This window comes from Hyphomonas sp. CACIAM 19H1 (assembly GCF_003325995.1).
GTDB classification, from domain to species: Bacteria; Pseudomonadota; Alphaproteobacteria; order Caulobacterales; family Hyphomonadaceae; genus Hyphomonas; species Hyphomonas polymorpha.
Genome location: NZ_CP016437.1, coordinates 118,066 through 141,506 on the forward strand (window position 1 = coordinate 118,066; position 23,441 = coordinate 141,506).

Genomic DNA, 23,441 nt, shown 5'->3' on the forward strand with positions numbered 1-23,441 from the left:
GGCCACATGTCTGCGTCTGATCTCGGCGGTTTCACGCTCTATGGAGACCCCGTCTCCGGCAATTGCCTGAAACCCAAATGGACCGCCGATCTGCTCGGCATTCCCTACACCTGGGTGAATGTGGATGTGGTGAAGGGGGAAACCCGCACCCCGGAATTCCTGGCCATCAACCCGGCCGGCCAGGTGCCCGTGGCGCGCTGGGCCGATGGCCGCGTGCTGCCCCAATCCAACGCCATCATGCTCTATCTCGCTGAAGGCACGCGCCTCATCCCGGAAGACCGCTTTGCCCGCGCCGAGGCCTTCAGCTGGCTCTTCTGGGAACAATATTCCCATGAAACCGCCATCGCCGTGCGCCGGTTCCAGAAGCATTATCTCAAGAAATCCGACACCGAGATCGACCCCGCTCTGCTGGTGCGCGGCAACAACGCCCTCGGCGTGATGCAGCAGCGCCTCCAAGGGCGCGACTGGTTTGCCGGAAATGATCTCAGCATCGCTGATATTGCCCTTGTCGCTTACACGCGCGTGGCGCATGAGGGCGGCTTCGATATCCGACTTTACCCGGCAGTCGCGCGCTGGGTATCCCGCACCGAAGATGCGCTGGGCATTCCCCATGCGCAGGAGTTGTTAGTCTAATGTACCGATACGACCAGTTCGACGCCCGCATCGTTGCCGAGCGCGTCGCCCAGTTCCGGGGGCAGGTGGCCCGCCGCCTTTCGGGAGAGCTTCTGGAAGACGAGTTCAAGCCCCTGCGCCTGCAGAACGGCGTCTACCTCCAGCTTCACGCCTATATGCTGCGCATCGCCATTCCCTATGGCCAGCTTTCCCCCCGCCAGCTGCGCCGCCTGGCAGAGGTCGCGCGCGATTATGACCGGGGCTTTGGCCACTTCACCACGCGCCAGAACATCCAGTTCAACTGGGTCGCCCTGAAAGACATTCCGGACGTTCTGGAAAAGCTTGCCGAGGTGGAGATGCACGCCATCCAGACCTCGGGCAACTGCATCCGTAATACGACCACGGATCATTTCGCCGGCGCTGCGCAGGATGAGCTGCTCGATCCGCGCCCCTGGTGCGAGATCATCCGCCAATGGTCCACCTTCCATCCCGAATTCGCTGCCCTGCCGCGCAAGTTCAAGATCGCCGTCACCGCGGCCGAGCATGACCGCGCCGCCATCCGCGTGCATGATGTCGGCCTGCATATCCGCCGGAAGGACGGCGTCACCGGCTTTGAAGTCTGGGTCGGTGGCGGGCAGGGGCGCACGCCTGTCATCGCCACGCTGGTCAATTCCTTCGTGCCGGAAAGCGAGATCCTCGACTATCTCGAAGCCATTATGCGGGTCTATAACCGCTATGGCCGCCGCGATAACAAATACAAGGCCCGCATCAAGATCCTCGTCACAGAGCTTGGCGAAGCTGAATACATCCGCCAGGTCGAGGAAGAATACGCCGCCCAGCGCCCGCATGAGAAAATTGCGCTGACCCCGGACGAAATCGACCGCATCCATGCCTATTTTGCCCCGCCGGCGCTGGCCGCAAAACCGGCCGTCTCCGAGCGCCTGGAAGCGGCCAAGGCCGCAGACCCGGCCTTTGCGCGCTGGACGCGGGTAAACCTCCACCCCCACAAGGCGCCGGGCTATGCCTCCGTCACCGTCAGCCTGAAGCCGCAGGGCATCGCGCCGGGTGACGCGACTGACACCCAGATGGAACTCGTTGCAGACCTCGCCGAAAAGTTCGGCCACGGAGACATCCGCGTCAGCCATGCGCAGAACCTCATCCTGCCGCATGTCGCGCTCGATGACCTGCCGGAAATCTACGCCGCGCTGGACGCCGCCGGCCTTGGCACGGCGAATGAAAGCCGCATCACCGACATGATCGTCTGCCCCGGCCTCGATTATTGCAACCTCGCCAACGCCCGCTCGATCCCGGTCTCGCTGGAAGTCTCGAAACTCTTCGCAGACCCCGCCTATGAGGAAGATATCGGCCGCCTGCACATCAACGTCTCAGGCTGCATCAATGCCTGCGGCCACCATCATGTCGGCCATATCGGCATCCTCGGCGTCGACAAGAAAGGGGAGGAATTCTACCAGATCCTTCTCGGCGGCCGCGCCGATGAGAAAGCCGCCCTCGGCAATATCGTCGGCCCCGGCCTCAGGGCAGAAGAAGTGCCCGGCGCCATTCACCGCGTCGTGGAGTTCTACCGGGCCCAGCGCACGTCCAAGGACGAGAAGTTCATCGACACGCTGGAACGCCTCGGCCACCAGCCCTTCCAGGAGGCGCTCTATGCCGCTGATTAAGAACGGCGCCGAGATCGCCAATGACTGGGTTTTCGTCGCCGAGGGCGAGCCACTTCCGGAAACAGGTAGGTTTTCTGTATCCCTTGGCCGTTTCCTCGCCCTGAAACAGGGGCAGGAGAACGGCCCGCTGCCCGATGGCGTGCGCCTTTCCCCGGCAGACAAGGCCGAGGATCTGGAGCCTTACCTCGCGGAACTCGCCCTCATCGAGATCGATTTTCCCAAATACACCGATGGGCGCGGCTACAGCCATGCCCAGCTCCTGCGCCGCCGCTATCAGTATACGGGCGAGCTGCGCGCGGTCGGCCATGTGCTGAGGGATCAGATATTCTACATGCACCGTTCAGGGTTCGATGCTTACGAGACCGCCCGCGCTGGCCTATCTGAAGTGCTGGAAGCCTTGAACGAATACAGCGTGGTCTACCAGCCCGCAGCAGACCCTTCGGTCCCGGCCTTCCGCAGACGCAGTTGATCCGCAGGAAGGGCCCCGGCCCATGGCATTTGAAACCGAGATTCCCGAGCAGCCCGCAGCCCGGCTCGCGCGCCTCAATGCAGAGCTGCGCACGGCGTCGGCCCAGGAAATCCTCCGCGCGGCCATTTCCCGCGAATGGCCGGGCGAGCTCACCTATGTGTCCAGCTTCGGCGCCGAAAGCGTCGTCATGCTCTCCCTCATTGCCGAGGTAGACCCCTCCCTGCCGATCGTCTTCATCGACACTGGCATGCATTTCCCCCAGACGCTGGACTATAAGGATGAGGTCATCGAACGCCTCGGCCTCACCGGCGTGCGCGAGATCACGCCCAACGAGACCGAGCGCAAGGTGCTCGATCCCAAGAACATGCTCTGGAAGTCCGATGCGGACGCCTGCTGCGCCCTGCGCAAGGTGCGCCCGCTGGAGCCGGCGCTGGAAGGCTTCGGCGCCTGGATCACGGGCCGCAAACGCTTCCATGGCGGCGCCCGGATGAGCCTGCCGGTGTTTGAATATGCCGATGGCCGCTACAAGGTAAACCCGCTCGCCAGCTGGACGCAGGCCGATGTCGACGCTTACCTCGCCGAGAAAAACCTGCCGCGCCACCCGCTGGTCTCCCAGGGCTATCCCTCCATCGGCTGCTGGCCCTGCACCAAACCCGCCGCAGACCCGAGCGATCCGCGTTCCGGCCGCTGGGCCGGCCAGCAGAAAACCGAATGCGGCCTCCACGTAGACCGCAACGAACGGCCAAGGGTTTTCTGATTATTGCTCGCCGCTATTGCTGAGCCCTTCGGGCTCAGCGCCGCTGCGCCTGCGCCTTGCTTGTGGGGCGCTCCGTATTTGAGCTCATCCTGAACGAAGCCGAAGGATAAGAGTGGGTGAGCTTTACCCCCGCGCCGCAAACACATGGCTCAGCGCAATCGCCGCGGCCGTCGCCACGTTCACGCTGTCAAACCCATCCGTCATCGGAATGCGCACCGGCCGCGCCCGCGCGATCATCTCCGCCGGCAGGCCCGGTCCCTCTGCGCCCATCAGCAGCGCCACGCGCGCCGGTACTTTCAGCGAGGGCAGGGGCGCGGCATTCGCGCGCGGCGTCAGTGCCCACACCTCATAATCGGCCGCTTCGGCCGCCTCGATCAGTCCGCCGCCCGTGCCGCCCTGGCTGAAGGGCAGCCACAGCGCCGCGCCGGAAGAAACCCGGATCGCCTTGCGGTAAAGCGGATCGCACGAGGCCGCGTCCAGCAGCACGGCATCGGCCCCAAACGCCGCCGCATTGCGGAAACACGCTCCCACATTGTCATGATTGGACAGCTCCGACAGGAGCAGAAGCGTGGAGCGCTCGCCCGGCGGCGCCCGGCGCAGAAACTCCGCAGGCGGAACGCTCTCCCCCTTGCGCCCGCATGCCAGCACCCCCCGGTGCATCGGAAACCCTGCCACCGTATCCATCACGCCCTGCGCCGCCACATAAACCGGCACGCCCTCCGGCACTTGGGCCAGAATGTCCGCCAGCGGCGCCAGCCGCGTCTCGCACAGGAAGAGGCTCTCCACCTCAAACCGGCCCCGCCGCAGCAGCGTTTCCAGCGTCACCTTGCCTTCCACGATAAACCGCCCGCCATGCCCGCCCGTCAGGTCGCGCTCGCGGAGGGAAACATAGGCCTCCACGCGCGGGTCATCGGGGCGCTCAATGCGTATTGCCTGATCAGGTTTCATCTGCTTGTCTCTGGGGCAACCTTACGGAGCGGGGAAATGTCGGAACCGGACACTACGCAGCCATATGAGCAAACGCCCGCCCCGCGCAAGTCGCGCCGGCTGTGGTGGATCCTCGGCGGGGGCGCGCTGCTCCTCTATGTTCTGGGCAGCTGCGTCAAGGGTGGCATTGATCTCTACAAGGCCGTCACCGCCCGCAACGCCGCGACAGAGATGCTCGCCCAGCGTTTCATGGCGGAAGGTCTGCCGCCTGCGGATGATCCGGTCTATGCCCGCCGCGCGGGGGTGGAGCAGGGCTCGCTCGATTCCCTCAACCGGTTCATGAAACAGTTCGGCAAGGTGTCCCAGTTCACCCCGGCTTCCTGCAACATCGTCAGCAGCGCGAATGCTGATCCTGCGCAATCGGGTACCTTCGCCAACTGCACGCTCTCTGCCACGGCAGAGCTGTCTCCGGTCACTATCGCCGTGCGCTGGGTGCGGGAGGATGAGACCTGGAAGCTCCTCGATTTCCAGACCCATTTCACCGACAATACCGTGCTGATCGACAAGGCCGAAAAGCTTGACCGGATCGAGGCGGGCGAGGAAGTGCCCGAAGCCGGTTCGCAATGACCCCGTCAGAGCGCCCAAAGCTGGAGGTCTTCCATCGCCTGCGCCGTCCGCCCTCGCGCCTCCCCAAAGCGTTGAAAATTGCGTCGCTGGTCGTCCTTGGGCTGATGGTCTTGATGTTTGCCGGCTGTGCCTGGCTGTTTGGCGGTCTCATTGCCAATTCGCTGGAGCGGGTTGAGCCCACCCGCGCCCTGATCCTTTCGGTCACGGCGCAGCGCGGCTTCGCGCCAGTGGGCGATCCCCGCCTGGCAGAGGGCGCGCAGCTTTCTCCCGAAGCGCTCACCCGCCTCAATGCGGGCCTCGCTGAAACCGGCGGCGCCCTCTTTATCTCAAAGCCGAGCTGCACCGCCCATTCCTCTCGCGGCGCGGAGGCGCGGGAAGGGGATTTCGTCACCTGCCTCGCTCAAGCGGATTTCCTGAATAATGTTCAGCGCTCGGTCGAAATTGTTTGGGTTCGCCAGCGCGGCGCCTGGTATGTGGATGATTTCAGTATGCAGGACGCGCGCGCTGAATAGTGCACCTTCAACTCGTCAGTCTGTGGGCAGACCAAACACCGCCTCGGCGATATAGCCGTCTTCCTGTTTCACGCGATACGCCCCGCGCTCAACGCGCACCCAGCGATAGCCTTCGGGAGGCGCGGAGAGATGATAGGTTTCCCAGTCGCGGAACTCCTCGCCGCGAAATTCCGGCGGAAGGATCTGCCCTCTCCCCCACATCGGCGTCCGGTCAGGCGCCATCACGGGCGCGTCGCCGGGGTGAGGTTGGTCAACGCTGGCCAGATCAAACGACGCCTGCGCCGGCGCCTCGCTTGCCGGCGGGTCTGCCAACGCCGTCAGTCCTCCACCCATGGCAGATGCCAATAAAAGGATCACGGCGCGCAAAGACATTGAAATTTTCTCCTCTCAATTCCCCAACGCGAAAACCCCGCCTCTGGTTCCAGCCGGGGAAACGGCCAGCAGAGGCGGGGTCTGAGAGGGGCGGCGCGTAAACGGGAGGGGGGCGCAGCGCCGGGTTAGTTCGACAGCGCGTTGACGAGCACTTCGGCAATCAGCCCGCTGGCAATCTCAACGAGATAGGCGTCCTCATCCACATGCACCCACCGGTAGCCGCGGGGCGGCTCGCGCAGGTCGTAATAGTGGTAATCGCGCACATATACCTCGCGGTAATGCACGGGCAGATGATCGCCCTTGCGCCACATCTTCTTGGCGTGTCCCGGCGGGATTTTCCCCTGCTTGGCAAGGCCAGGGGGAAGGTCATGCCCACGCCGGTGCGGCGGGTCAGCAAAGGCGACGGCGCCCGCGCCCATGGCGCCGGCCATCAACAGAGTAATTGTCTTGAGATACATGAGGGATCTCCGTTGCAGTTACGCGGAATAAACCCGCAACTGCTCCGGAGGGTTCCCTCACATATGCGTCAGGCGCCGACGGGCAGGCCCTGTTCCTTGGCCATGCGCTTCATCGCCTTCTGCAGCTTCTCGAAAGCGCGTACTTCAATCTGCCGGATGCGTTCGCGGCTGACATTGTACTGCTCCGACAGTTCTTCCAGCGTCTTGGGCTCGTCGATCAGGCGCCGCTCGGTCAGGATGTGACGTTCGCGCTCGGAAAGGTCTTCCATCGCCTGGGTCAGCAGGTCCATCCGCGCGTCGAGTTCCTGGCGGTTGGCGAAGGTTTCGGCCGTGCCGGGTTCATCATCGGCCAGCCAGTCCTGCCATTCCATGTCGCCATCGGTGCCCATCGGCACGTTCAGCGAGGCATCAGACCCGCTCATCCGCCCGTTCATCGAGAACACTTCGGCTTCGGTGACGTTCAGCTTCTCGGCAATCAGCCGGGCCTGCTCAGGTTTCAGGTCGCCTTCTTCCAGCGCCTGCATCTCGCCCTTCAGGCGGCGCAGGTTGAAGAACAGCTTCTTCTGCGCGGCCGTGGTGCCAAGTTTCACCAGGCTCCAGCTGCGCAGGATGTATTCCTGAATGGCCGCGCGGATCCACCACATCGCATAGGTGGCCAGGCGGAAGCCCTTGTCGGGGTCGAATTTCTTCACCGCCTGCATCAGGCCAACGTTACCCTCCGAGATCACCTCGGCCATCGGCAGGCCATAGCCACGATAGCCCATGGCAATCTTCGCCACGAGGCGCAGGTGGGAGGTCACCATCTTCTCGGCCGCTTCGGTGTCTTCATGGTCGCGCCACCGGCGCGCCAGCATGAATTCCTCATTCTTCTCGAGCATCGGGAATTTGCGGATTTCGCTCAGATAGCGGCTCATGCCCTGTTCGGGGCTAAGGGCAACCGAGCTTTTTGCGTTCGCATTCGCCATGTTCATTCCTCCTTCTCGGAACCGGCCCCGTCTTGGCGCGGCAGCCTGTTCCCGTCTTTGGGGCTCACCTTGAAACCTTAGCCCCGCTTAGCGGCGGCGTCGTCTCCAGGCGTGCGCAATTCACTCATCGCGCAGATGCATAAATAGGAATTGAGGCATGCATGTGGAAGAGGGCCGGTAACGGGTTTCCCGCCGGCTTCACACCTTCGTGTTGTCAGGTCGGGCCGGGGTATATCCGGGCCGGTCCTGAAGGGAATGTAAGAAACCGTCCGCCCAGCGCAAGTTGTGGCCATCACCGTGCCGGAAGTGTCCGGATTTGTCCGAAACTGTCCGGATTTGTCCATCCGGTGTCACGCCCTGTCCCGCCGTGGGCGCTCAAAATACCTGAAATGTCCTGATTTTTCAGGGTGTTCAGCTCAGATCGACATCCTGGCGCTCAAGGCTCAGATAATCTTTCGACCGCATCTCGAAAAGCCGGCTCGCCGTTCGCTCGAATTCGAACGATCCGTCGCCTTCCGGGTAAAGCGCGCCCGGCTCCGCTTCCGCGCTCGCCACCAGCTTCACCTTCGCCTCGTAGAGGGCATCGATCAGGCTGACGAAGCGCATTGCCTCGTTCCGCTTGTCCGGAGAGAGCAGGGGAATGCCCTCCAGGATCACCGTGTGAAACGTCCCGGCAATGGCCAGGTAGTCGATCGGCCCCAGCGGCCGCGCGCACAGCTCCTCGAAGGTAAATCGCGCCACCCCGGCGGCCTCCCGGCTCACCTCCAGCTTGCGGCCCTTCACCGTCAGCACGCAGTGCTGCGGTTCGGCCCCCAGGGTCAGCCGGTCCCAGGCCTTGTCCAGCGCGGCAGTGCTCGCGGCGTTCAGCGGCGCATACCAGACGGGCGCTTCCACCAGCCGGTCCAGCCGGTAATCGCGCGCCGATACCAGCTCCAGCACCGCGCAGCGATCCTTCAACTCCTTGATAAAGGGGAGGAAAAGCTGGCGGTTGATGCCGTCCTTGTAAAGCTCGTCGGGGTGGCGGTTGGAGGTCGCCACCACGGTCACACCCCGCTGGAACAGCTGATCGAACAGCCGCCCCAGGATCATCGCATCGGCAATCTGCGTCACCTGAAATTCGTCAAAGCACAGCAGCCTGGCTTCCGCCGCAATCTGCTTGGCCACCGGCGGGATCGGGTCATCCCCGGCTGATTTCACCCGCCAGGGCGAGCGTTTCTTCTCCGCGTCCGTCATCTTGCGCCAGATGCCGAGCCGCTCATGCACCTGCGCCATAAACTCATGGAAGTGAACCCGGCGCTTGGGCTGGGTCACGGCCTCGCCAAAGAAGAGGTCCATCAGCATGGACTTGCCCCGGCCCACACCGCCCCAGAGATATACCCCGCGCACAGGCTTCGGCTTTGAAAACAAACCGGGTTTTGGCTGGTCGGCCAGGCGCCGGGCAAGGTCATCCAGCAGTCCGGCGGCTTCTGCCTGCGCCGGATCCTCCGACAGCGCGCCGCTCGCCACCTTCGCCTCATACTTCGCGCGCACACCGCCCATCGTCTGAACTGTCCTCACCCGAACTTTTCAGCAAGCTGCGCCAGAAAGGAGGTCCACACCCGCGGCTCCACCAGCAGCGTCGTCACGATGCCCACCACCGCCCCGCCCAGATGCGCCTCATGGCCAATGATCCGGTCAGCCCGCTGCGAGAAGACATAGCTCAGCGCGACGAAGGCCACGCCAAACACGATGCCCCACATCGGAATGATGAACAGAAACAACAGGGTGGAGAAAGGCGCGATCATGCAGAAGGCCAGGATGATGCCCGAAAGCGCGCCCGAGGCGCCCGCCGCGCGGTAATCCGGATTGGCCCGGTTCCACAGATAGGCCCAGACGCTGCCGCCGATCAGGGAGGCAAGATAGATGATGAGGAAGTTCACGCCCCCCAGAACATGCTCGATCACCGGGCCGAACATGTAGAGACCATACATATTGATGAAGAGGTGAAACCCGTTCACGTGCAGGAAGCCGGAGCTGATCAGCCGGTGCCATTCGCCCTGCTCTCGCATCGGGCGCACCCACAGGATGTTCTGGGCGTTGAATGCGGGGTTGCGCAGCGCAATGAGGCTGGCAAACACATTCAGCACGATCAGTGTCAGCGTCGCCGGGTAGGAAAAGATGTCTGCCATGCGCCTTGGTCTTTCCCTTCAGAAGTAAAAACCGCCCGAAGGGCCTTCGGGCGGCTTAGCAAGTCTGGCCGTGGGGCGGCAAGCGCCTGGCGGTGTTAGGCTGCGCGAACGGTGCTGCGCGCGCCGGCGGCGGGCATCAGTTCCAGCAGGAAATCCTCGAAGGATTCCGGCCGCTGGATGAAGCGGTTGAAGTTGAGGCCCGCCTTGAAAACCGCCTGCGGGTGGATATTGGCGCCGCAGCGCACAGCCGAAGACACCACCTCGTCGCGTTCCGGCCGGGAAGAGGCCACCGCAATGCGGTGCTTGCCCATATTGGCCACGCGGGCCACCGCCATATCCACATCATCGCCGGTTTCCGGCAGCTGCAGATCGACGATCACGAGATCAAAGCGCTCAAGGCGCAGGCGGCGCTCAGCCGCCAGCAGGCCTTCCGCCATAACAAGATCCACCGGAATACGCGCGCGCGCAGCCTTGTCGGCTGCATGCGCCAGCATCGTACGCACCGGCTCGTGATCTTCGATCCAAAGCACCTTCATGAAACTCAACCCCATTGGATGTTTTTGAATGGCAGCGGGGTAAGAGGTGTTAAGCCGCTGCCCGTCTGACGTTCACAATGCCACGGGCGTCTTGCGTCTTGGTAAAGCGAAACTTTCCGAAGTATTGAAATTCCGATGGATTTCAGGGTTGGCCGCAGGGGAAAGCAGCCATCTTTCCGTTTTATCCGGCCGGCTCTATGCTTTGCGCACACCTATTTGGGGTGGAAGGAAGCACATTCTCGATGACAGACGGCCCTCTCTCCCATCCTGCAGTTCCCGCTGCGCAATCGGCATTTCTGCCCGAGGCAGAGCGCCGTGACGTGCATATTGTTGATGTTTTGATCGAGGAGCGTTGTCCGCGCCTGCGCGCCAGCCCGGCTTGGCCGGTTGCCCGGCCGCTGCTTTATTCCATTCTGGGTTACAGCAAGGCCCGCCGGATGGCCGATGAACTGGTTCAGCTGACGGGCCGGGAAAGTTTTGACCGCCTCTCAAAACAATTGGCCTTTGATATTTCCGTGGGTGGCCTGGACCGCCTGCCGGAGAAGGGCCGCTGCATCGTGGCCGCGAATCATCCCACGGGCCTTGCCGACGGCATCGCCGTCTGGGATCTGCTGAAACAGAAGCGCGACGACATCGTCTTCTTCGCCAATGCAGACGCCATCCGGGTCAATCCGCGCTTTGAGGATGTCATCATCCCGGTCGAATGGGTGGCGGAGAAGCGCTCGCCCGCCAAGACGCGCGAAACCCTGAAGCGCGCTGCCGCCGCCTTTGCCGAGGAGAAATGCGTGGTCATCTTCCCCTCCGGCCGCCTGGCGCTGCGCAAGGATGGCCGGATGATCGAGAAGGAATGGTTCCCCACCGTGGTGGGCCTTGCCCGCAAGCAGAGTGCGCCGGTCATTCCGCTCAATCTCGATGCCCGCAATTCGGCGCTCTATTATCTTTTCTGCGATCTCTCCAACGAGCTGCGCGACATCACCCTCTTCAACGAGCTTCTGAACAAGCGCGGCTCGCAATTCCGGATGACCTTTGGCGAAACAATCCCGCCCGCCGCCCTGGCCGGCGACCCAGTGGCCCTGACCGAAGCCCTGAAGGCGCATGTCGCTTACGCCCTTCTGGAGAACCCGGACGCGCGCTTTCGCCCGGTGTAAATGGGGGCAGGGCGGGCGTTCACACCAAGGCGCTTGCGGGGCGGGCAAATGCGCCCTAGAGCGCCCCGCCATGATCGAGATTGTACCGGAAAATCCAAGCCTTCATGCCGAAGCGATCGAAGCCCTCTTCGACCGCACCTTCGGCCCTGGCCACTTTGCCAAGACGGCAGAGCGCCTGCGCGAGTATTCCCACTCGCTGCCGGAGGTGAACCGCGTCGCCCTCGATGACGGAAAAGTGATCGGCGTCTGCCGCGTCTGGCCGCTGGTGGTCGGGCCCTCCCGGATGCCGGCCCTGTTCTATGGCCCGGTGGCGGTTGACCCCGCCTATCGCGGCAGTTTCCTCAGCCTGAAGATTACCGAGGCGGCCCTCGACGCAGGCAGGCAAGCTGGCTGGCCGGCAGCCATTCTCATTGGCGCGCACAGCCTTTTCGGCAAGGTGGGCTTCACCGTCACGCCGCGCGGCCGCCTGACTTTCCCAGGGCCCCAGGACCAGTCCCGCGTTATGGTGAAGGATCTGGCAGGCGATGCCAGCCTGCTCGAAGGTCTCGTAACGGCAGCCTGATTTCTGCTTGCAGGGCGGGGGAGGCGCTGACACACTCCGCCTCAGCGCAAATGACCGTACATCAAAACCTTGCCCGCCCATGAGGCGAGGGGCTGGCCGGCTGCGCTTCGGGAGGAAGTATGGCCGACATTGTGACCGGCCAGGACGAGCCGGTTCGGCCACAGGCCGGCCTGCGCGAAGTTCTGGGATCACTCCGCCAGCCGAAGGTCGCCATTGCGATGGTGTTCGGCATTGCCACGGGCATGCCGCCCGTCATGGTCGGCGCCACGCTCGGCTACTGGCTGCGGCAGGAAGGCATCGCGCTCACCGCCATCGGCTTCATGGGCTGGGTTGGCATCTTCGTTTCCGCCAAATTCCTGTGGGCGCCTTTTGTGGACTGGATCCGGCTGCCCCTCCTCGGCAAGCGGCTCGGCCATCGCCGCTCCTGGATGCTCCTTGGACAGATCTTCGTCACAATCGGCATTCTTGGCATGGCGTTCACCGGCCCTTCCGGCGGGCTGGCGGTGTTTGCCGGCTTCGCCATGCTCACCTCCTTTGCCGCCGCCACGCAGGATATCGCGGTGGATGCCTGGCGCATCGAAAGCGCGAAGGATGAAGAGCAGGATCTGATGGCCTCGGCCTATATCCTTGGCCTGCGCTCGGGCTATTTCCTCGGCAATGTGCCGCTACTGGCCGCTTCCGGCATTGTTGGCTGGCAGATGGCTTACGCTTTTGCCTCGCTGGGAGGTATTGCGGGCCTCTCGGCGCTCCTGCTGGCGCGGGAGCCGCAGAAGCCGCGTAATTTCGAGCCGCTGACAGGCCTTGCCTCGGTTGGCGGCGCGCTCGTCCGTCCCGTGAAGGTTTTCTGGCAGGACCATGGCCGCAACCTCTATGTATTCCTGCCGCTGATCGCGCTGTTCTTCCTGCCGGACGGGCTGATCGTGCCGATGGTCGGGCCCTTATATATAGACCTTGGTTTCTCCACCGCCGAAATTGCCGGCATGCGCACCGCCATCGGCTTCCCGGCGACGCTGGGCGGGGTGGTCGCCGCCGGGCTTATAGGCTTGCGCTTCGGCACGCTCGCGGCCATGGCCATCGGGGTTACGCTGGCGGGCCTTTCCAATCTCGGTTTCTGCATCCTTGCCCTGTCAGGTGGCTCGAAGCTCATCTGGGCTGGCATCACGGTGGTGGAAGGCTTCAGCGGCGGCCTCGCCATGGCGGCCATCGTCGCCTGGGCCAGCCGCCTCACCAACCCCATCGCCACCGCCGCCCAGTTCGCGCTGCTCTCTTCGCTGATGTCTCTGCTCAGCGGTTTTCTCGGCGGCTTTGCCGGGCTGGGGGTCACCGCGCTGCAGGGCGTCACCGGCTCCTCGATGGGCGGCTTTGCGCTCTACTTCTCACTCAGCCCGCTGGCCGCCCTTCCGCCGCTGATCCTCATCTGGATGGTCCGCCAGCGGATGAAGCAGGCGGAAGCCGCGCCGCCACCCTGACACAGGGGGGGCGTCAGCGCCCTTCGCGCCGCCAGGCCAGCAGCAGGAAGATCACCAGAAGGCCTGCCGCCAGAATGCCGGGCACCAGCCCCTGGCTGGTGGAGGACCGCACCGCATAGGCGCCCCGCTCACGCAGCCCCAGCCAGTTATTCCCGGCGGCGTTGCCGCGCGGCCCAACGCGGCGAACATCCGGAATGTTCGTGCCCGTATCATTCAGCCGGAACACGCCCCCGCCGGTCGCTGCCGCCACCGGGGCGATCAGCGCCGTGGTCGATTCCAGATTGGCATATTCCTTCGGGTTTTCCGGCCCGCTGAGCGCAATCGCCTCCAGCCCGCCCGAGCGCGCGCGGTAGATGCCCAGCTCCTCGACCGGCGCCTCTGCCGTAAAGACGCCGGGACCGGCCGGGGCCCAGCGCGGGGTCAGCACCTCGCCCTCCGGCGTCTGCACCTCCAGCGGCGGGGCCGCGTCCAGCAGTGTGCGCAACTCGATCTTTGCCTCGCCTGCCTCGATGGTCAGGGCCAGCCGGCGTTCTTCCAGCTCCGGCTCCTTCATCATCCAGTGCACCACCCGGCGGATCAGCTCGGCAAATGGCCCGCCGCCATCATGCCCGCTCGCCCACAGCCAGACCTGATCCGACATCAGCATCCCCACGCGCCCCTTGGACACGCGGTCAACGATCAGCAGCGGGCGCCCGTCCGGCCCGCTCATCAGCACATCGCCGCCTACGGCGTTGGCCTCGATATAGCGCATCCAGCCGCCCCATTGCTGCCCGTCCAGTGGCGCGGTGACGGCATGGCGTTTGCCAGGACCGGTCAGCTGCGGCACGAACTCGCCGGTGCGGATCACGCCGGTGGGGGAAGCAGGCAGAACCGAGGCGAGCGGCGAGCGCGCGAGGCTGGCGGGCCCGGCAAACTGCTCGCCCGCCACGATCAGCAATGCCCCGCCATCCGCCACGTAGCGAGACATATTGTTGAGATAGGCCTGCGTGATCACGCCCTGGCGCTCATACTGGTCGAAGATGATCAGGTCGAACTCGGTCAGCTTCTGCTCGAACAGTTCCTCCGTGGGAAACTCGATGAGGGCCAGCTCATCGGGCCGCGCATAGTCCACCTTGAAGGGCGGGCGCAGAATGGTGAAATGTACAAGGTCTACGGACGGATCGGATTTGAGCAGGTCGCGCCACACGCGCCCCGCCTGGTTGGGTTTGCCCGTCACCAGCAGAACGCGCAGCCGGTCGCGCACGCCGGCAATGGAAGTGGCCGCGCGGTTGTTGGCCAGCGTCAGTTCCTCCGGCCCCGGCGGCGCCTCGATCACTACGATGTTCTCGCCCCGCCGCTCGATCTCGATCGGCACGGGCGTCTCCTTGCCCGCCTCCACGCGCACGCGCTCGGGCGCCCCGCCATTCAGCGAAACGGCAAGGTCCATCGTTCCGCCGCGCGGGTCTTCGGCGCGCACCATGAGGGTGGCTGTCTCGCCCACGATGCCGAAATTCGGCGCATTGACGATCTCGATCCGCCGGTCGCCAAGGTCTTCATCGCCCGCGATCACGCCGTGCAGCGGCCCGATGATCGCCTCCACGCGCGCCGGATCAGGCAGATCATGCACCTGGCCGTCGGTCACCATGATCGCCCCGGCAATCCGGTCGCGCGGAACATCCGCCATCAGACCTTCCAGCGCGCCATAGAGATAGGTGCCGTCATCGCCGGGGCTTGTCTCCAGCGTGCGCACTTCCAGGCTCGTATCTTCGGCGAGCTTTGCCTTCAGCGCTTCATAAGCGGCTGCCGCCGCCCGGTCCCGCTCGCCAAATTGCATGCTCTCGGATTTGTCGAGGATCAGCGCCGCCACTGAGGGCAGGGGCTCGCGCTCCTCATGCACCAGAGTGGGGTTCAGCAGCGCGGCAGATACCACCAGAAGGCCCACCGCCCGTGTCAGCCAGGCCCGGCCCCGCAGGAAGAAATACGCCGTCCACGCGCCAACCGTCAGCGTCACCAGCGCCCAGATCAGGGGCCAGCCCAGGAAAGGCTCAAGGCTGAGGCGCACCGCTTCAGTCATCGCGGCCCCCCATCCAGCAGATTGCCGCCCGGCAGCAGAGGCTCGGGGGTTTCATTCTGTTCGCCCAAGCGTTCCAGCAGAGCCGGAATATGCACCTGGTCGTCCTTATAGCTGCCCGTCAGCACATACATCACGAGGTTGACGCCAAACCGCCGCGCGGTCTCGCGCTGCTGCGGTCCTCCGTCAACGGAATAGAGGTCGCGGCCATTCTCATCCACAGCCCAGGCGGACACCCAGTCCGCGTCGCCGATGAACAGTCGCGAGACGCCGTCCCCGCGCGTGGCGCCGGGCTCGCTCGTCTTCTCGATCCAGAGGCGCCGCCCGGCAAACCGGCCAGGATAATCCTTGATCAGATAAAAGCTGCGCGACAGCACATGATTGTCCGGCACGGTCTGCAACTGCGGCGCGTCGAGGCCTGCCAGCAGGGTTTCCAGCCGGGACACATCCGTCTGCGCTGCCGGGTCCCCGCCCACGCGCGTGTCGATCACCAGCGCGCCGCCCGCGCGCAGATAGGCGTTGAGCCGCGCCACCGCCCGGTCTGTCAGCGGCGCGGCATTCTCCGGCACCACAAAGAAGATCAGCGGATAAAGCTCAAGCGCGTCGGTTTCCAGGTTCAGCGCATGGGGCTCTGCCGGCTCCACTGACGTGCGCATGTTGAGGATATTGGACAGCCCGCGCAGGCCCGCGCGCGTGCGCTCATTGAGGGTCCGGTCGCCGGTCTCGACATAGCCAAACCGCATTACCAGGGCCGCTTCGATTTCCTTCTCGCTCGCCTTGCCCGCCGGCAGGGGCACCACGCGGGTGGAGGGCGAGGGGATCGCGCGATAGCTGCCATCGGGCAACAGCTCATAGCCGCCCTGGGCGTGGGCCGGCTCCTGCGGCAGGAAGGCAAAGGCCAGGATCAGCGCGCCCACCGCCCCCCCTGTTTTCTTGGCCGCCGCCTTGCCCCGGCGTGTCAGCCCGCGCAGCCGTCCGGCTACGAACAAGGCAATGAAAAGGTCCAGCGCCAGAAGGCCTGCGGCAATCGCCAGCATCGGCCCGGCCAGGCGCAGGGAGCGGGCCTCTGCGTCGCCCAGAAGGCGGGCCGAAGCCGGCCACTGCGTCATCAGGTGCGGCGCGGCGCCTGCGCCAATGTTCAGCGCGCGCGATCCCGATGGCCCCTGATAAAGCCCCGGCGGGTGGATTTCGGAAGGCTTCATCGTGGCAAATTCGGAAGCCCTGACCGGCGCGGCATTGGGGCTCGCCCGTGTCAGGCGGCCAAATCCGTCGAGGGAAAGCTGGGGCATATAGGTGCCGTCGCCATCTTCCACCGCTTCGCCCCGGCCCGCTGCAATCGCCCGGCGCAGCATCTGTTCGAACACGCCGGAATAGGCAAGGTCGCCCCAGTCCGGCCCAGCGGTGATGTGGAAGAGGATCAGCGTCCCGTCGCCCCGGCTGTCCGCGCTGACGAGGGGCGAACCATCGGTGAGCCGTGCCCAGGTCTTGCGCGCCAGATCAGGCTCGGGCCGCGCCAGCACCTGCTGGCGCACGCGCACATCGCCGGGCACGGGCAGGCCCGCAAAGGGCGAAGTATCGGGGAAGGGGGCCAGCCCCTGCGGCTCTTCCCAGGCCAGCGCGCCCCCAATGGCGCGGGAAGACCGGCGCAGCGTCACGGGGAGAAGGTCGTCCCCCTGCGCGGCCAGGCGCGGCCCGGCAAAGCGGATCAGTGCCCCGCCATTCTCCACCCATTCTGTCAGCCGCTCGGTATCGGCTCTCGGTATCTGTCCGACATCGGAAAGAATGATCGCGTCGGGCGCGGCGGCCACCAGCGTCTCGATGTCTCCGGTGGAGATTGAGGCGAAGGGCTCCAGCGCCTTGCGGATATAGTGCATGTCCGAGAGCAGCGGCTGGGCCGCCGTGCCCGTGTCGACGATGCCGACGCGGCGCGTCCGCTTCGCCGAATCCCAGAGCCACACCGTGCCCGCGCCCGCCCGCCCGGTCACATTGAACCGCGCAATCCGGGCGAGGGCTGCGGCGGGAATGGAAAATTGCGCTTCGGCCTCGCGCGCGCCCTCGGCAAACACCGCTTCGGCAGAAGCGAGCGCCGAGCCGTCCTGCGTCAGCGCTGAAACAAAGGCCCGCGCGCTACCCCGCGCATCGGCCCGGGCCAGGCGCACGGTCACCGCATCGGTCTGCGCCGAAAGTCCGGTGATCACGGCAGGGCCCTCGGGCGGTGCGGCAAACACGGTCAGCGGCGCGCGTGCCGCCAGGGCCGCAGCAAAGGCGGCGCCCCCTTCGGTTTCCAGCCCGTCACTGGCATAGAATATCCGCGCCGGTGTGAGGTTTGACGCGTCCAGCCGGGCCAGGGCATCGCCGCGGTCGGTCGCCCAGGGCTGGGGATCAAGGCTGGAAAGGCGCCGGGCCATGTCTGCGCGGGAAAGCCGCTCGGCGGGGTCGGCGTTGAGCTGGCGCGGCGCTGTCAGCAACAGGTGCACCGCCCCGTCGCGGTCGCCCGCGTCCAGCGTGGCGCTCGCCGCATTGGTCAGCTCGCCCCAGCGCGGGGCAGAGGCCCAGCCATTGTCGATCACGATCAACAGCGGCCCGCCGCCTGCCTCGGTCGTGCGCGCGCCCGGCGCCCAGACGGGCTGGGAGAGGCCAAGGATCGCCGCGATGACCGCCAGTGTACGGATCAGCCACACCCACCAGGGCGTGCGCGCGGGCGTCTCTTCCTCAGGCTCTGCCCCTTCCAGCAGGCGCAGCGAGGGAAGCTCGGCCTCCTTCGGCGCAGGCGGGGTCGCCCGCAGCACCCACCAAATGAGTGGCAGCGCCAGCAGCGCAAACAGCGCCAGCGGCGCCCCCAGCAGAAAAGGCCCGATTGCCGTCACCGCGCCACTCCGAAGCGTTCGATCTCGGCCTTGAGGCGGGAGGCGCCAGACAGCGCCGGGCTGCCGGTCACATGCGTCACCAGTCCCCAGCCCATGCGCGCGGCAAGCGTGGCAAGCGCCTCGCGCTGCTCGGTGAAGCGGCGCATGTATTCCTCGCGCATCGTCTCGGCCCGGCCAAGGATGCGCTCATCGCCCGTGCCGGGGCGGGAAAGCTTCGTGCGCCCCTCGAAGGGAAACGCAATCTCCACCGGCGCCGACACGGCCAGCAGCACGCCTTCGGGACACCTTCCCGCAAGGGGGCCGAGCCGCGCCTGCCATTCCGCTGGCGGATCATAAAAGTCAGACGCCACCACCATCGTTGCGCTTGCCTTCGGCGGGGGCGGGAATTGCCCCTTGGTGCCGCGCGAGAGGTCGTCCAGCAGCCGGTCCACCGCGCGCTTGCCAAAGCTGGGGCTTCGGCCAGAGCCCAGCGCGCCAATGCGCTCGCCATCTTTCGACATCAGGATGGCCATCGTCAGCATCAGGAGGGTGGCTTCTTCGGCCTTCGTGCGCAGGTCGCCCGCGCCCTTCCAGCGAAACCCCGCCGCATCATCGACCCAGAACAAGACCGTGCGCGCTGTTTCCAGCTCGCTCTCGCGCACGAACAGCTCCGTGCCCTTGGCCGATCGGCGCCAGTGAATGCGCCCCGGCGCGTCTTCCTGGGTGAAGCGGCGATATTGCCAGAAATTCTCGCCCGTCCCCGCACGCCGCCGCCCGGCCGAGCCGATATGCGCGGCTTCGGAGGCTTCTGCCTTGAAGTTCAAGCCGGGCAACTGCCGTGCCAGGCTTTCCGCTTCGGCGCGCAGGTCAGAAGGCAGGCTCATTCCAGAAGCGGACCCGCGCACGCCTTGGCCGCCTCGATCCGCGCGGTCGCTTCTTCATCCGTAGTGTGATCGAATGTGTAGGTCGCCGTGTCATCCGGCAGGCCGCGTTCCGTCTCGATCACATTGCGCATGGCCACCAGGTCGATGCCCAGAACGGTGAAAGTGTCGGTCACCTCATTATAGGCGTCCATCGCTTCTTCGGAGGCAAAGCGGATGACCTTCAGCTTTTCCTCGCGCGCTTCCACATGCTGGCGCACATAGGCAGCGTTCTGCGCCAGCGTATCGCCGCAGGCGATCACTGCCGCGTCCAGCCCGGCCTGCGGCCCGCCTGCGCAGGCAGACGCGAGCAATCCGGTTCCGGCCCCCGCCAGTATGCGAAAGTTCATGCAGCCTTCCTCACCAGATCATTGATCAGCTCGCTGAGCTTCGGCGCGTCGCCCGTGGGGTCATAGCGCATCGCCATCCGGTGGCCGAGGCAGGGGTCGGCGAGGGCTTCAATATCCTCCATCGACGGGGCAAGACGTCCGCGCAGCAGCGCGCGCGCGCGCGCCGCCAGCATCAGCGCCTGGCCCGCCCGCGGCGATGGCCCCCAATCCACCAGCCGCTTCACGCGCGCATCCGTGGTCTGCTCGGGCCGTGCCTCGCGGATGAGGTTCAGGATCGTCGCCACCAGCTTCTCGCCCACCGGCATCTGGCGCACCAGCGCCTGGATTTTCAGAAGCTCGGCGGCGTTCAGCGCGGCTTTCACCGGCGCCTCTGCGCCGCGCGTCGTCTCGATCAGAATGCGCCGCTCGGTGTCGAGGTCGGGATAGGCCACGTCCACTTTCAGCAGAAACCGGTCAAGCTGGGCTTCGGGCAGGGGATAGGTGCCCTCCTGCTCGATCGGGTTTTGTGTGGCCAGCACATGGAAGGGCGCGGGCAGGTCATGCCGGGCGCCGGCCACCGTCACATGCTTCTCCTGCATCGCCTGCAGAAGGGCAGACTGGGTGCGGGGCGAGGCGCGGTTGATCTCGTCGGCCATCAGAAGCTGGGTGAACACCGGCCCCTTGATGAAGCGGAAGCTGCGCTCCCCGCTCGGGCTTTCGTCCAGCACTTCAGAGCCGAGAATATCGGACGGCATCAGGTCGGGCGTGAACTGGATGCGCTGATTGGCAAGGCCCAGCGCCGTGCCCATCGCCTCTACCAGCCGTGTCTTGGCCAGGCCCGGCGCGCCGATCAGCAGCGCATGCCCCCCGGCCAGCACGGCGGCGAGCGACAGCTCCACCACCTTCTCCTGGCCAAACACGGCCTTGCCGATCTCGGCTTTCACGCGGGCAAGGGCTTCGGCGGCAGCCTCTGCATCTGCCACGGCAGTTTCGGTGTTTGTGGTATCGGCCATGTGTTCAGGCGCCTCCGGCTTCACGTCTCTGGCTATCAGCCCTATGTCTAAGGCGTCATTTTGGCGGAGAAAGATGTGACATCCAGTCCCGGCACAATTCTGAGCGTTGAGGAAACGCTTAAGGCCATCCTGCCGGAAGGCAAGTTTGGTGCTGAGTTACCCCCTGTGGAGAAATGGAATCCTGCCGGGGTCAAAGACATTGGCATGGAAATCCGCGCCGATGGCAGCTGGTGGCATGAAGGCGGCGAGATCAAGCGCGCCAGCCTGGTCAAACTCTTCGCCCGCATCCTGCGCAAGGACGCCGATGGGCAGACTTTCCTGGTCACCCCTCATGAAAAAGTGATCGTGCATGTCGAAGACGCACCTTTCATTGCCGGCCGGCTGGATCTGCTGGGCGCGCCGGGCCGGGATCAGGAAATCGGCTTTGTCACCACGGTGGGCGACGTAACCATTGCCGGGCCAGACCGCCCTATCCGCGTCGAGACAGACCCCGAAACCGGCGAGCCTGCGCCTTACGTTCTCGTGCGCGGCCGCCTCGAGGCCAAGCTCGCCCGCCCGGTCTTCTATGAACTGGTGGACCTCGCCGAACCCTCGCTGGAGGACGAGAATCTGCTGGGCGTCTGGAGCAAAGGGGTTTTCTTTCCGCTCGGACCTGCGGCATAGGCCCCCGATGTCCTTTCGCACCCTTGATGACTTTGTAGAGCGCGTCACCGCCAAGCTCGACCCGCCCGCAGGGCAGGGGCGGCTTACCGAAATGGGCGACATGGATTTCCTCACGCCCGAAGAAGTCGCCATCATCCGCCCGGCGGCGGTCCTCTTCGGCGTCATCCCGCGCCGGGAAGGCCCCACGGCGCTCCTCACCCTACGCCCCACCACGATGGCCGACCATGCCGGCCAGGTCGCGCTGCCCGGCGGCAAGGTGGACCCGATTGACCTGGATGAGGTCGCCGCCGCCCTGCGCGAAGCGCATGAGGAAGTCGGCGCCCACCCGAACGATGTGGACGTTCTGGGCAAGGCCTCGCCCTACATCACCGGCACGCGCTACCGCATCACCCCGGTCGTCGGCCTGCTGCCGGCTGATTTCCAGCCGGTGCCGGAGCCGGGCGAAGTCGCCGCCATCTTCGAGACCCCGCTCGAACTGCTGATGAACCCCAAGAACTACCTGACCGGCACCGCCTTCTATAAGGGCGCCCACCGGGAATATTACGAGATGCCCTATAACGGCTATCGCATCTGGGGCGTCACCGCCGGCATCATCCGCCGCCTCTACCAGACGCTCTACGAAAGCGACTGATCTTGGCGCTTCAGGGTTTCTCAAACCCTTTCAGCGCCTTATGTAGACCTTGTAAGAGTTGCGGGGAAAGTACCGACATGGCCGGACGCCTGCTGTTTGAAGTCTTTATATTCTCACTGCCCTTCCTCGTGTTCGGCATCTACTCGCTCGCGACCCGCTCGGCCGAGGAAGCCGGCAAACGCAAATGGCCCATACAGATGCTGTTCGCCATTGGCCTGGGGCTGGCCACCATCGCCTGGTTCGTGCTGATCGCGCTGGAGCCGCGTGAGCGCGACATGTGTGTGGAGCCCGCGCGCTATGAAAACGGCCAGCTGATCCCGCAGCGCACCTATCCGTGCGAGCGCCATCCCGAAGATGTTGGCCTGCAGCGCGGGCGTCTCGCGCCCCCTGCGGCGCCTGCCGAGACCCCGCCCGCAGATGACCCGAACTGAGCAAATTGCGGCAAGCTGGCTGGAGGCGCCCTCAAGCCGGGCCGTGATGGCGGCATTGGAAGCAGCCCGCAAGGATGGATCGCGCTATGTCGGCGGCTGCGTCCGCAACACCCTGCGCGGCCTGCCCGCCGATGATGTCGATGTCGCCACCCAGCTCACCCCGCCCGAAACCGTCGCCGCGCTGGAAGCGGCTGGCATCCGCGTCATCCCGACAGGGATAGAGCACGGCACCGTCACGGCCTTCTTCAAGGGCGTGCCGGTGGAGATCACCACCCTGCGCCGGGATGTCGAAACCGATGGCCGCCGCGCTGTCGTCGCCTTCACGGAAGACTGGGCCGAAGACGCCGCCCGCCGCGATTTCCGCATGAACGCCATCTATGCCGGGCCGGAGGGGACGCTTTACGAAGTCGTGCCCGGCTCGATCGAAGACGCCCTTGCCGGCCGTGTCATCTTCATCGGTGAGGCTGATCAGCGCCTGATCGAGGACTATCTGCGCATCCTGCGCTTCTACCGCTTCAATGCCTGGTATGGCGCCGGAATTGATGGGGCCGGGCAGGCGGCCTGCGCCCGCCAGCGGGAGGGGCTGAAGAAAATCGCTGCCGAGCGGATCTGGAAGGAGCTGAAGCGCACGCTTTCAGCGCCCGATCCATCCACGGCCCTGATGGCGATGGAAGAGGCCGGCGTCCTGGCCATCGTCCTGCCGGGCGCGACAGCGGCTTTTGTGCCCGGGCTGGTGGAAGTCGAGGCCGCCCATGGCTTGGCCGCAGATCCCATGCAGCGCCTGATGGCGATGCTGCCCCGCCGCCCGCGCAACATGTCGGAGGCAGCCACCGCCCTGCGCCTCTCCAATCAGGAGGCCGCCCGGCTGCAGGCCTGGGCCGATCCGGCGCTCGGCCACATGCTCGGCCTCGGCCAAAGCGCCCGGCGGGAAGCCTTCTACCGGTTTACCCCCCAGGCGGTGCTCGACCGCGCCCTGATCGAAGCGGCCAGCGGGGGAGAGGACAAGCTCGCCCCGATCCTGACGGACAAGTCCAGCTGGATGCGCCCGGTCTTTCCGGTCGGGGGCGAGGACGCCCTGACCGCCGGCCTCAAGGGCCCCGACATCGGCAAGCGGCTCCACGCCCTGGAAGAGGCCTGGATTGCGTCCGGCTTCCGGCTCTCCCGCGAAGACCTGCTCTCACGCCTGAAGTGAGGCAGGGCGTGTCCGGCTTTGTCCGCCGGATGAACCCGCGCTGGCCGCCCTTGGTTCCCAGAATTCCCGCCCCATGTTATAACGCATGTTATTCCATCAGGAGGT

General features: G+C 65.3%; 25 protein-coding genes. 13 read left to right on the forward strand and 12 right to left on the reverse strand.

All coding sequences use genetic code 11. The features are described from left to right. Window positions 1–6: 6 nt before the first annotated feature. The 4 genes from BBF93_RS00520 to BBF93_RS00535 are packed head-to-tail and all read left to right on the forward strand — an operon-like array spanning window position 7 to window position 3,517. Window positions 7–633, forward strand: a complete 627-nt coding sequence (locus tag BBF93_RS00520) for a glutathione S-transferase family protein (RefSeq protein ID WP_114104687.1) — start codon at window positions 7–9, stop codon at window positions 631–633. Then, a complete protein-coding gene (locus BBF93_RS00525; protein ID WP_114104688.1) occupies window positions 633–2,291 on the forward strand; it encodes a nitrite/sulfite reductase in 1,659 nt (552 codons plus the stop codon). The genes BBF93_RS00520 and BBF93_RS00525 overlap by 1 nt, the downstream gene beginning before the upstream one ends. After that, window positions 2,278–2,760, forward strand: a complete 483-nt coding sequence (locus BBF93_RS00530) for a DUF934 domain-containing protein (protein WP_114104689.1) — start codon at window positions 2,278–2,280, stop codon at window positions 2,758–2,760. The genes BBF93_RS00525 and BBF93_RS00530 overlap by 14 nt, the downstream gene beginning before the upstream one ends. A 22-nt stretch (window positions 2,761–2,782) precedes the next feature. Next, a complete protein-coding gene (locus BBF93_RS00535; protein WP_114104690.1) occupies window positions 2,783–3,517 on the forward strand; it encodes a phosphoadenylyl-sulfate reductase in 735 nt (244 codons plus the stop codon). A gap of 123 nt (window positions 3,518–3,640) precedes the next feature. Here BBF93_RS00535 and BBF93_RS00540 read toward each other — a convergent pair whose 3' ends face one another. After that, the gene (locus tag BBF93_RS00540) at window positions 3,641–4,465 is read right to left on the reverse strand and encodes an RNA methyltransferase (RefSeq protein WP_114104691.1); all 825 of its coding nucleotides are present in this window, start codon (window positions 4,463–4,465) and stop codon (window positions 3,641–3,643) included. A gap of 36 nt (window positions 4,466–4,501) precedes the next feature. Here BBF93_RS00540 and BBF93_RS00545 point away from each other — a divergent pair, with 36 nt between their 5' ends. Beyond that, window positions 4,502–5,071 carry a hypothetical protein gene (locus BBF93_RS00545; RefSeq protein ID WP_114104692.1) on the forward strand — a complete coding sequence of 190 codons (570 nt, stop codon included), beginning with the start codon at window positions 4,502–4,504 and terminating at the stop codon, window positions 5,069–5,071. Continuing rightward, window positions 5,068–5,583, forward strand: a complete 516-nt coding sequence (locus BBF93_RS00550; RefSeq protein ID WP_114104693.1) for a hypothetical protein — start codon at window positions 5,068–5,070, stop codon at window positions 5,581–5,583. Before BBF93_RS00545 ends, BBF93_RS00550 begins: the two co-directional genes overlap by 4 nt. 15 nt (window positions 5,584–5,598) lie before the next feature. Here the strand turns inward: BBF93_RS00550 and BBF93_RS00555 are convergent, their stop codons facing one another. From BBF93_RS00555 to BBF93_RS00580, 6 genes are all read right to left on the reverse strand, one after another. Continuing rightward, window positions 5,599–5,955 (reverse strand): RcnB family protein, encoded by a 357-nt coding sequence (locus BBF93_RS00555; RefSeq protein ID WP_084324295.1) that lies wholly within the window; start codon window positions 5,953–5,955, stop codon window positions 5,599–5,601. Between the two features lie 125 nt (window positions 5,956–6,080). Then, complete coding sequence (locus tag BBF93_RS00560; RefSeq protein ID WP_035599019.1) at window positions 6,081–6,413, reverse strand: RcnB family protein; 333 nt, start codon at window positions 6,411–6,413, stop codon at window positions 6,081–6,083. A gap of 68 nt (window positions 6,414–6,481) precedes the next feature. Continuing rightward, complete coding sequence (gene rpoH, locus BBF93_RS00565; RefSeq protein ID WP_035599022.1) at window positions 6,482–7,378, reverse strand: RNA polymerase sigma factor RpoH; 897 nt, start codon at window positions 7,376–7,378, stop codon at window positions 6,482–6,484. A 411-nt stretch (window positions 7,379–7,789) separates the two neighbouring features. Then, complete coding sequence (zapE, locus tag BBF93_RS00570; protein ID WP_114104694.1) at window positions 7,790–8,917, reverse strand: cell division protein ZapE; 1,128 nt, start codon at window positions 8,915–8,917, stop codon at window positions 7,790–7,792. Window positions 8,918–8,931: 14 nt separating this feature from the next. Next, entirely contained in the window at window positions 8,932–9,546 is a 615-nt protein-coding gene (locus BBF93_RS00575) for a rhomboid family intramembrane serine protease (RefSeq protein ID WP_114104695.1), read from the reverse strand. Between the two features lie 95 nt (window positions 9,547–9,641). Beyond that, entirely contained in the window at window positions 9,642–10,082 is a 441-nt protein-coding gene (locus BBF93_RS00580) for a response regulator (RefSeq protein WP_035599038.1), read from the reverse strand. Window positions 10,083–10,324: 242 nt separating this feature from the next. Between BBF93_RS00580 and BBF93_RS00585 the strand changes: the two genes are divergently transcribed. From BBF93_RS00585 to BBF93_RS00595, 3 genes are all read left to right on the forward strand, one after another. Then, window positions 10,325–11,230 carry a GNAT family N-acetyltransferase gene (locus BBF93_RS00585; RefSeq protein ID WP_114104696.1) on the forward strand — a complete coding sequence of 302 codons (906 nt, stop codon included), beginning with the start codon at window positions 10,325–10,327 and terminating at the stop codon, window positions 11,228–11,230. A 70-nt stretch (window positions 11,231–11,300) separates the two neighbouring features. Beyond that, entirely contained in the window at window positions 11,301–11,792 is a 492-nt protein-coding gene (locus BBF93_RS00590) for a GNAT family N-acetyltransferase (protein ID WP_114104697.1), read from the forward strand. Window positions 11,793–11,911: 119 nt separating this feature from the next. Next, window positions 11,912–13,261 carry an MFS transporter gene (locus BBF93_RS00595; RefSeq protein ID WP_114104698.1) on the forward strand — a complete coding sequence of 450 codons (1,350 nt, stop codon included), beginning with the start codon at window positions 11,912–11,914 and terminating at the stop codon, window positions 13,259–13,261. A 13-nt stretch (window positions 13,262–13,274) separates the two neighbouring features. Here BBF93_RS00595 and BBF93_RS00600 read toward each other — a convergent pair whose 3' ends face one another. The 5 genes from BBF93_RS00600 to BBF93_RS00620 are packed head-to-tail and all read right to left on the reverse strand — an operon-like array spanning window position 13,275 to window position 20,419. Further along, the gene (locus BBF93_RS00600; protein WP_114104699.1) at window positions 13,275–15,314 is read right to left on the reverse strand and encodes a hypothetical protein; all 2,040 of its coding nucleotides are present in this window, start codon (window positions 15,312–15,314) and stop codon (window positions 13,275–13,277) included. Next, a complete protein-coding gene (locus BBF93_RS00605; protein ID WP_114104700.1) occupies window positions 15,311–18,178 on the reverse strand; it encodes a DUF4159 domain-containing protein in 2,868 nt (955 codons plus the stop codon). The genes BBF93_RS00600 and BBF93_RS00605 overlap by 4 nt, the downstream gene beginning before the upstream one ends. Beyond that, the gene (locus BBF93_RS00610; protein ID WP_114104701.1) at window positions 18,175–19,041 is read right to left on the reverse strand and encodes a DUF58 domain-containing protein; all 867 of its coding nucleotides are present in this window, start codon (window positions 19,039–19,041) and stop codon (window positions 18,175–18,177) included. The genes BBF93_RS00605 and BBF93_RS00610 overlap by 4 nt, the downstream gene beginning before the upstream one ends. Continuing rightward, window positions 19,038–19,427, reverse strand: coding sequence for a hypothetical protein (locus BBF93_RS00615; RefSeq protein ID WP_114104702.1), 390 nt, complete (start codon window positions 19,425–19,427; stop codon window positions 19,038–19,040). The genes BBF93_RS00610 and BBF93_RS00615 overlap by 4 nt, the downstream gene beginning before the upstream one ends. Then, complete coding sequence (locus tag BBF93_RS00620) at window positions 19,424–20,419, reverse strand: MoxR family ATPase (RefSeq protein WP_035599063.1); 996 nt, start codon at window positions 20,417–20,419, stop codon at window positions 19,424–19,426. Before BBF93_RS00620 ends, BBF93_RS00615 begins: the two co-directional genes overlap by 4 nt. 75 nt (window positions 20,420–20,494) lie before the next feature. Between BBF93_RS00620 and BBF93_RS00625 the strand changes: the two genes are divergently transcribed. The 4 genes from BBF93_RS00625 (at window position 20,495) to BBF93_RS00640 (ending at window position 23,336) form a co-directional block, all read left to right on the forward strand. Beyond that, window positions 20,495–21,082 (forward strand): DUF1285 domain-containing protein, encoded by a 588-nt coding sequence (locus tag BBF93_RS00625; RefSeq protein ID WP_114106961.1) that lies wholly within the window; start codon window positions 20,495–20,497, stop codon window positions 21,080–21,082. Between the two features lie 7 nt (window positions 21,083–21,089). Continuing rightward, window positions 21,090–21,713: a CoA pyrophosphatase gene (locus BBF93_RS00630; RefSeq protein WP_035599066.1), complete on the forward strand. Its 624-nt coding sequence runs from the start codon at window positions 21,090–21,092 to the stop codon at window positions 21,711–21,713. A 77-nt stretch (window positions 21,714–21,790) separates the two neighbouring features. Beyond that, window positions 21,791–22,144, forward strand: a complete 354-nt coding sequence (locus BBF93_RS00635) for a DUF6111 family protein (protein ID WP_035599069.1) — start codon at window positions 21,791–21,793, stop codon at window positions 22,142–22,144. Then, window positions 22,131–23,336: a CCA tRNA nucleotidyltransferase gene (locus BBF93_RS00640; RefSeq protein ID WP_035599071.1), complete on the forward strand. Its 1,206-nt coding sequence runs from the start codon at window positions 22,131–22,133 to the stop codon at window positions 23,334–23,336. The genes BBF93_RS00635 and BBF93_RS00640 overlap by 14 nt, the downstream gene beginning before the upstream one ends. Window positions 23,337–23,441: the final 105 nt, after the last annotated feature.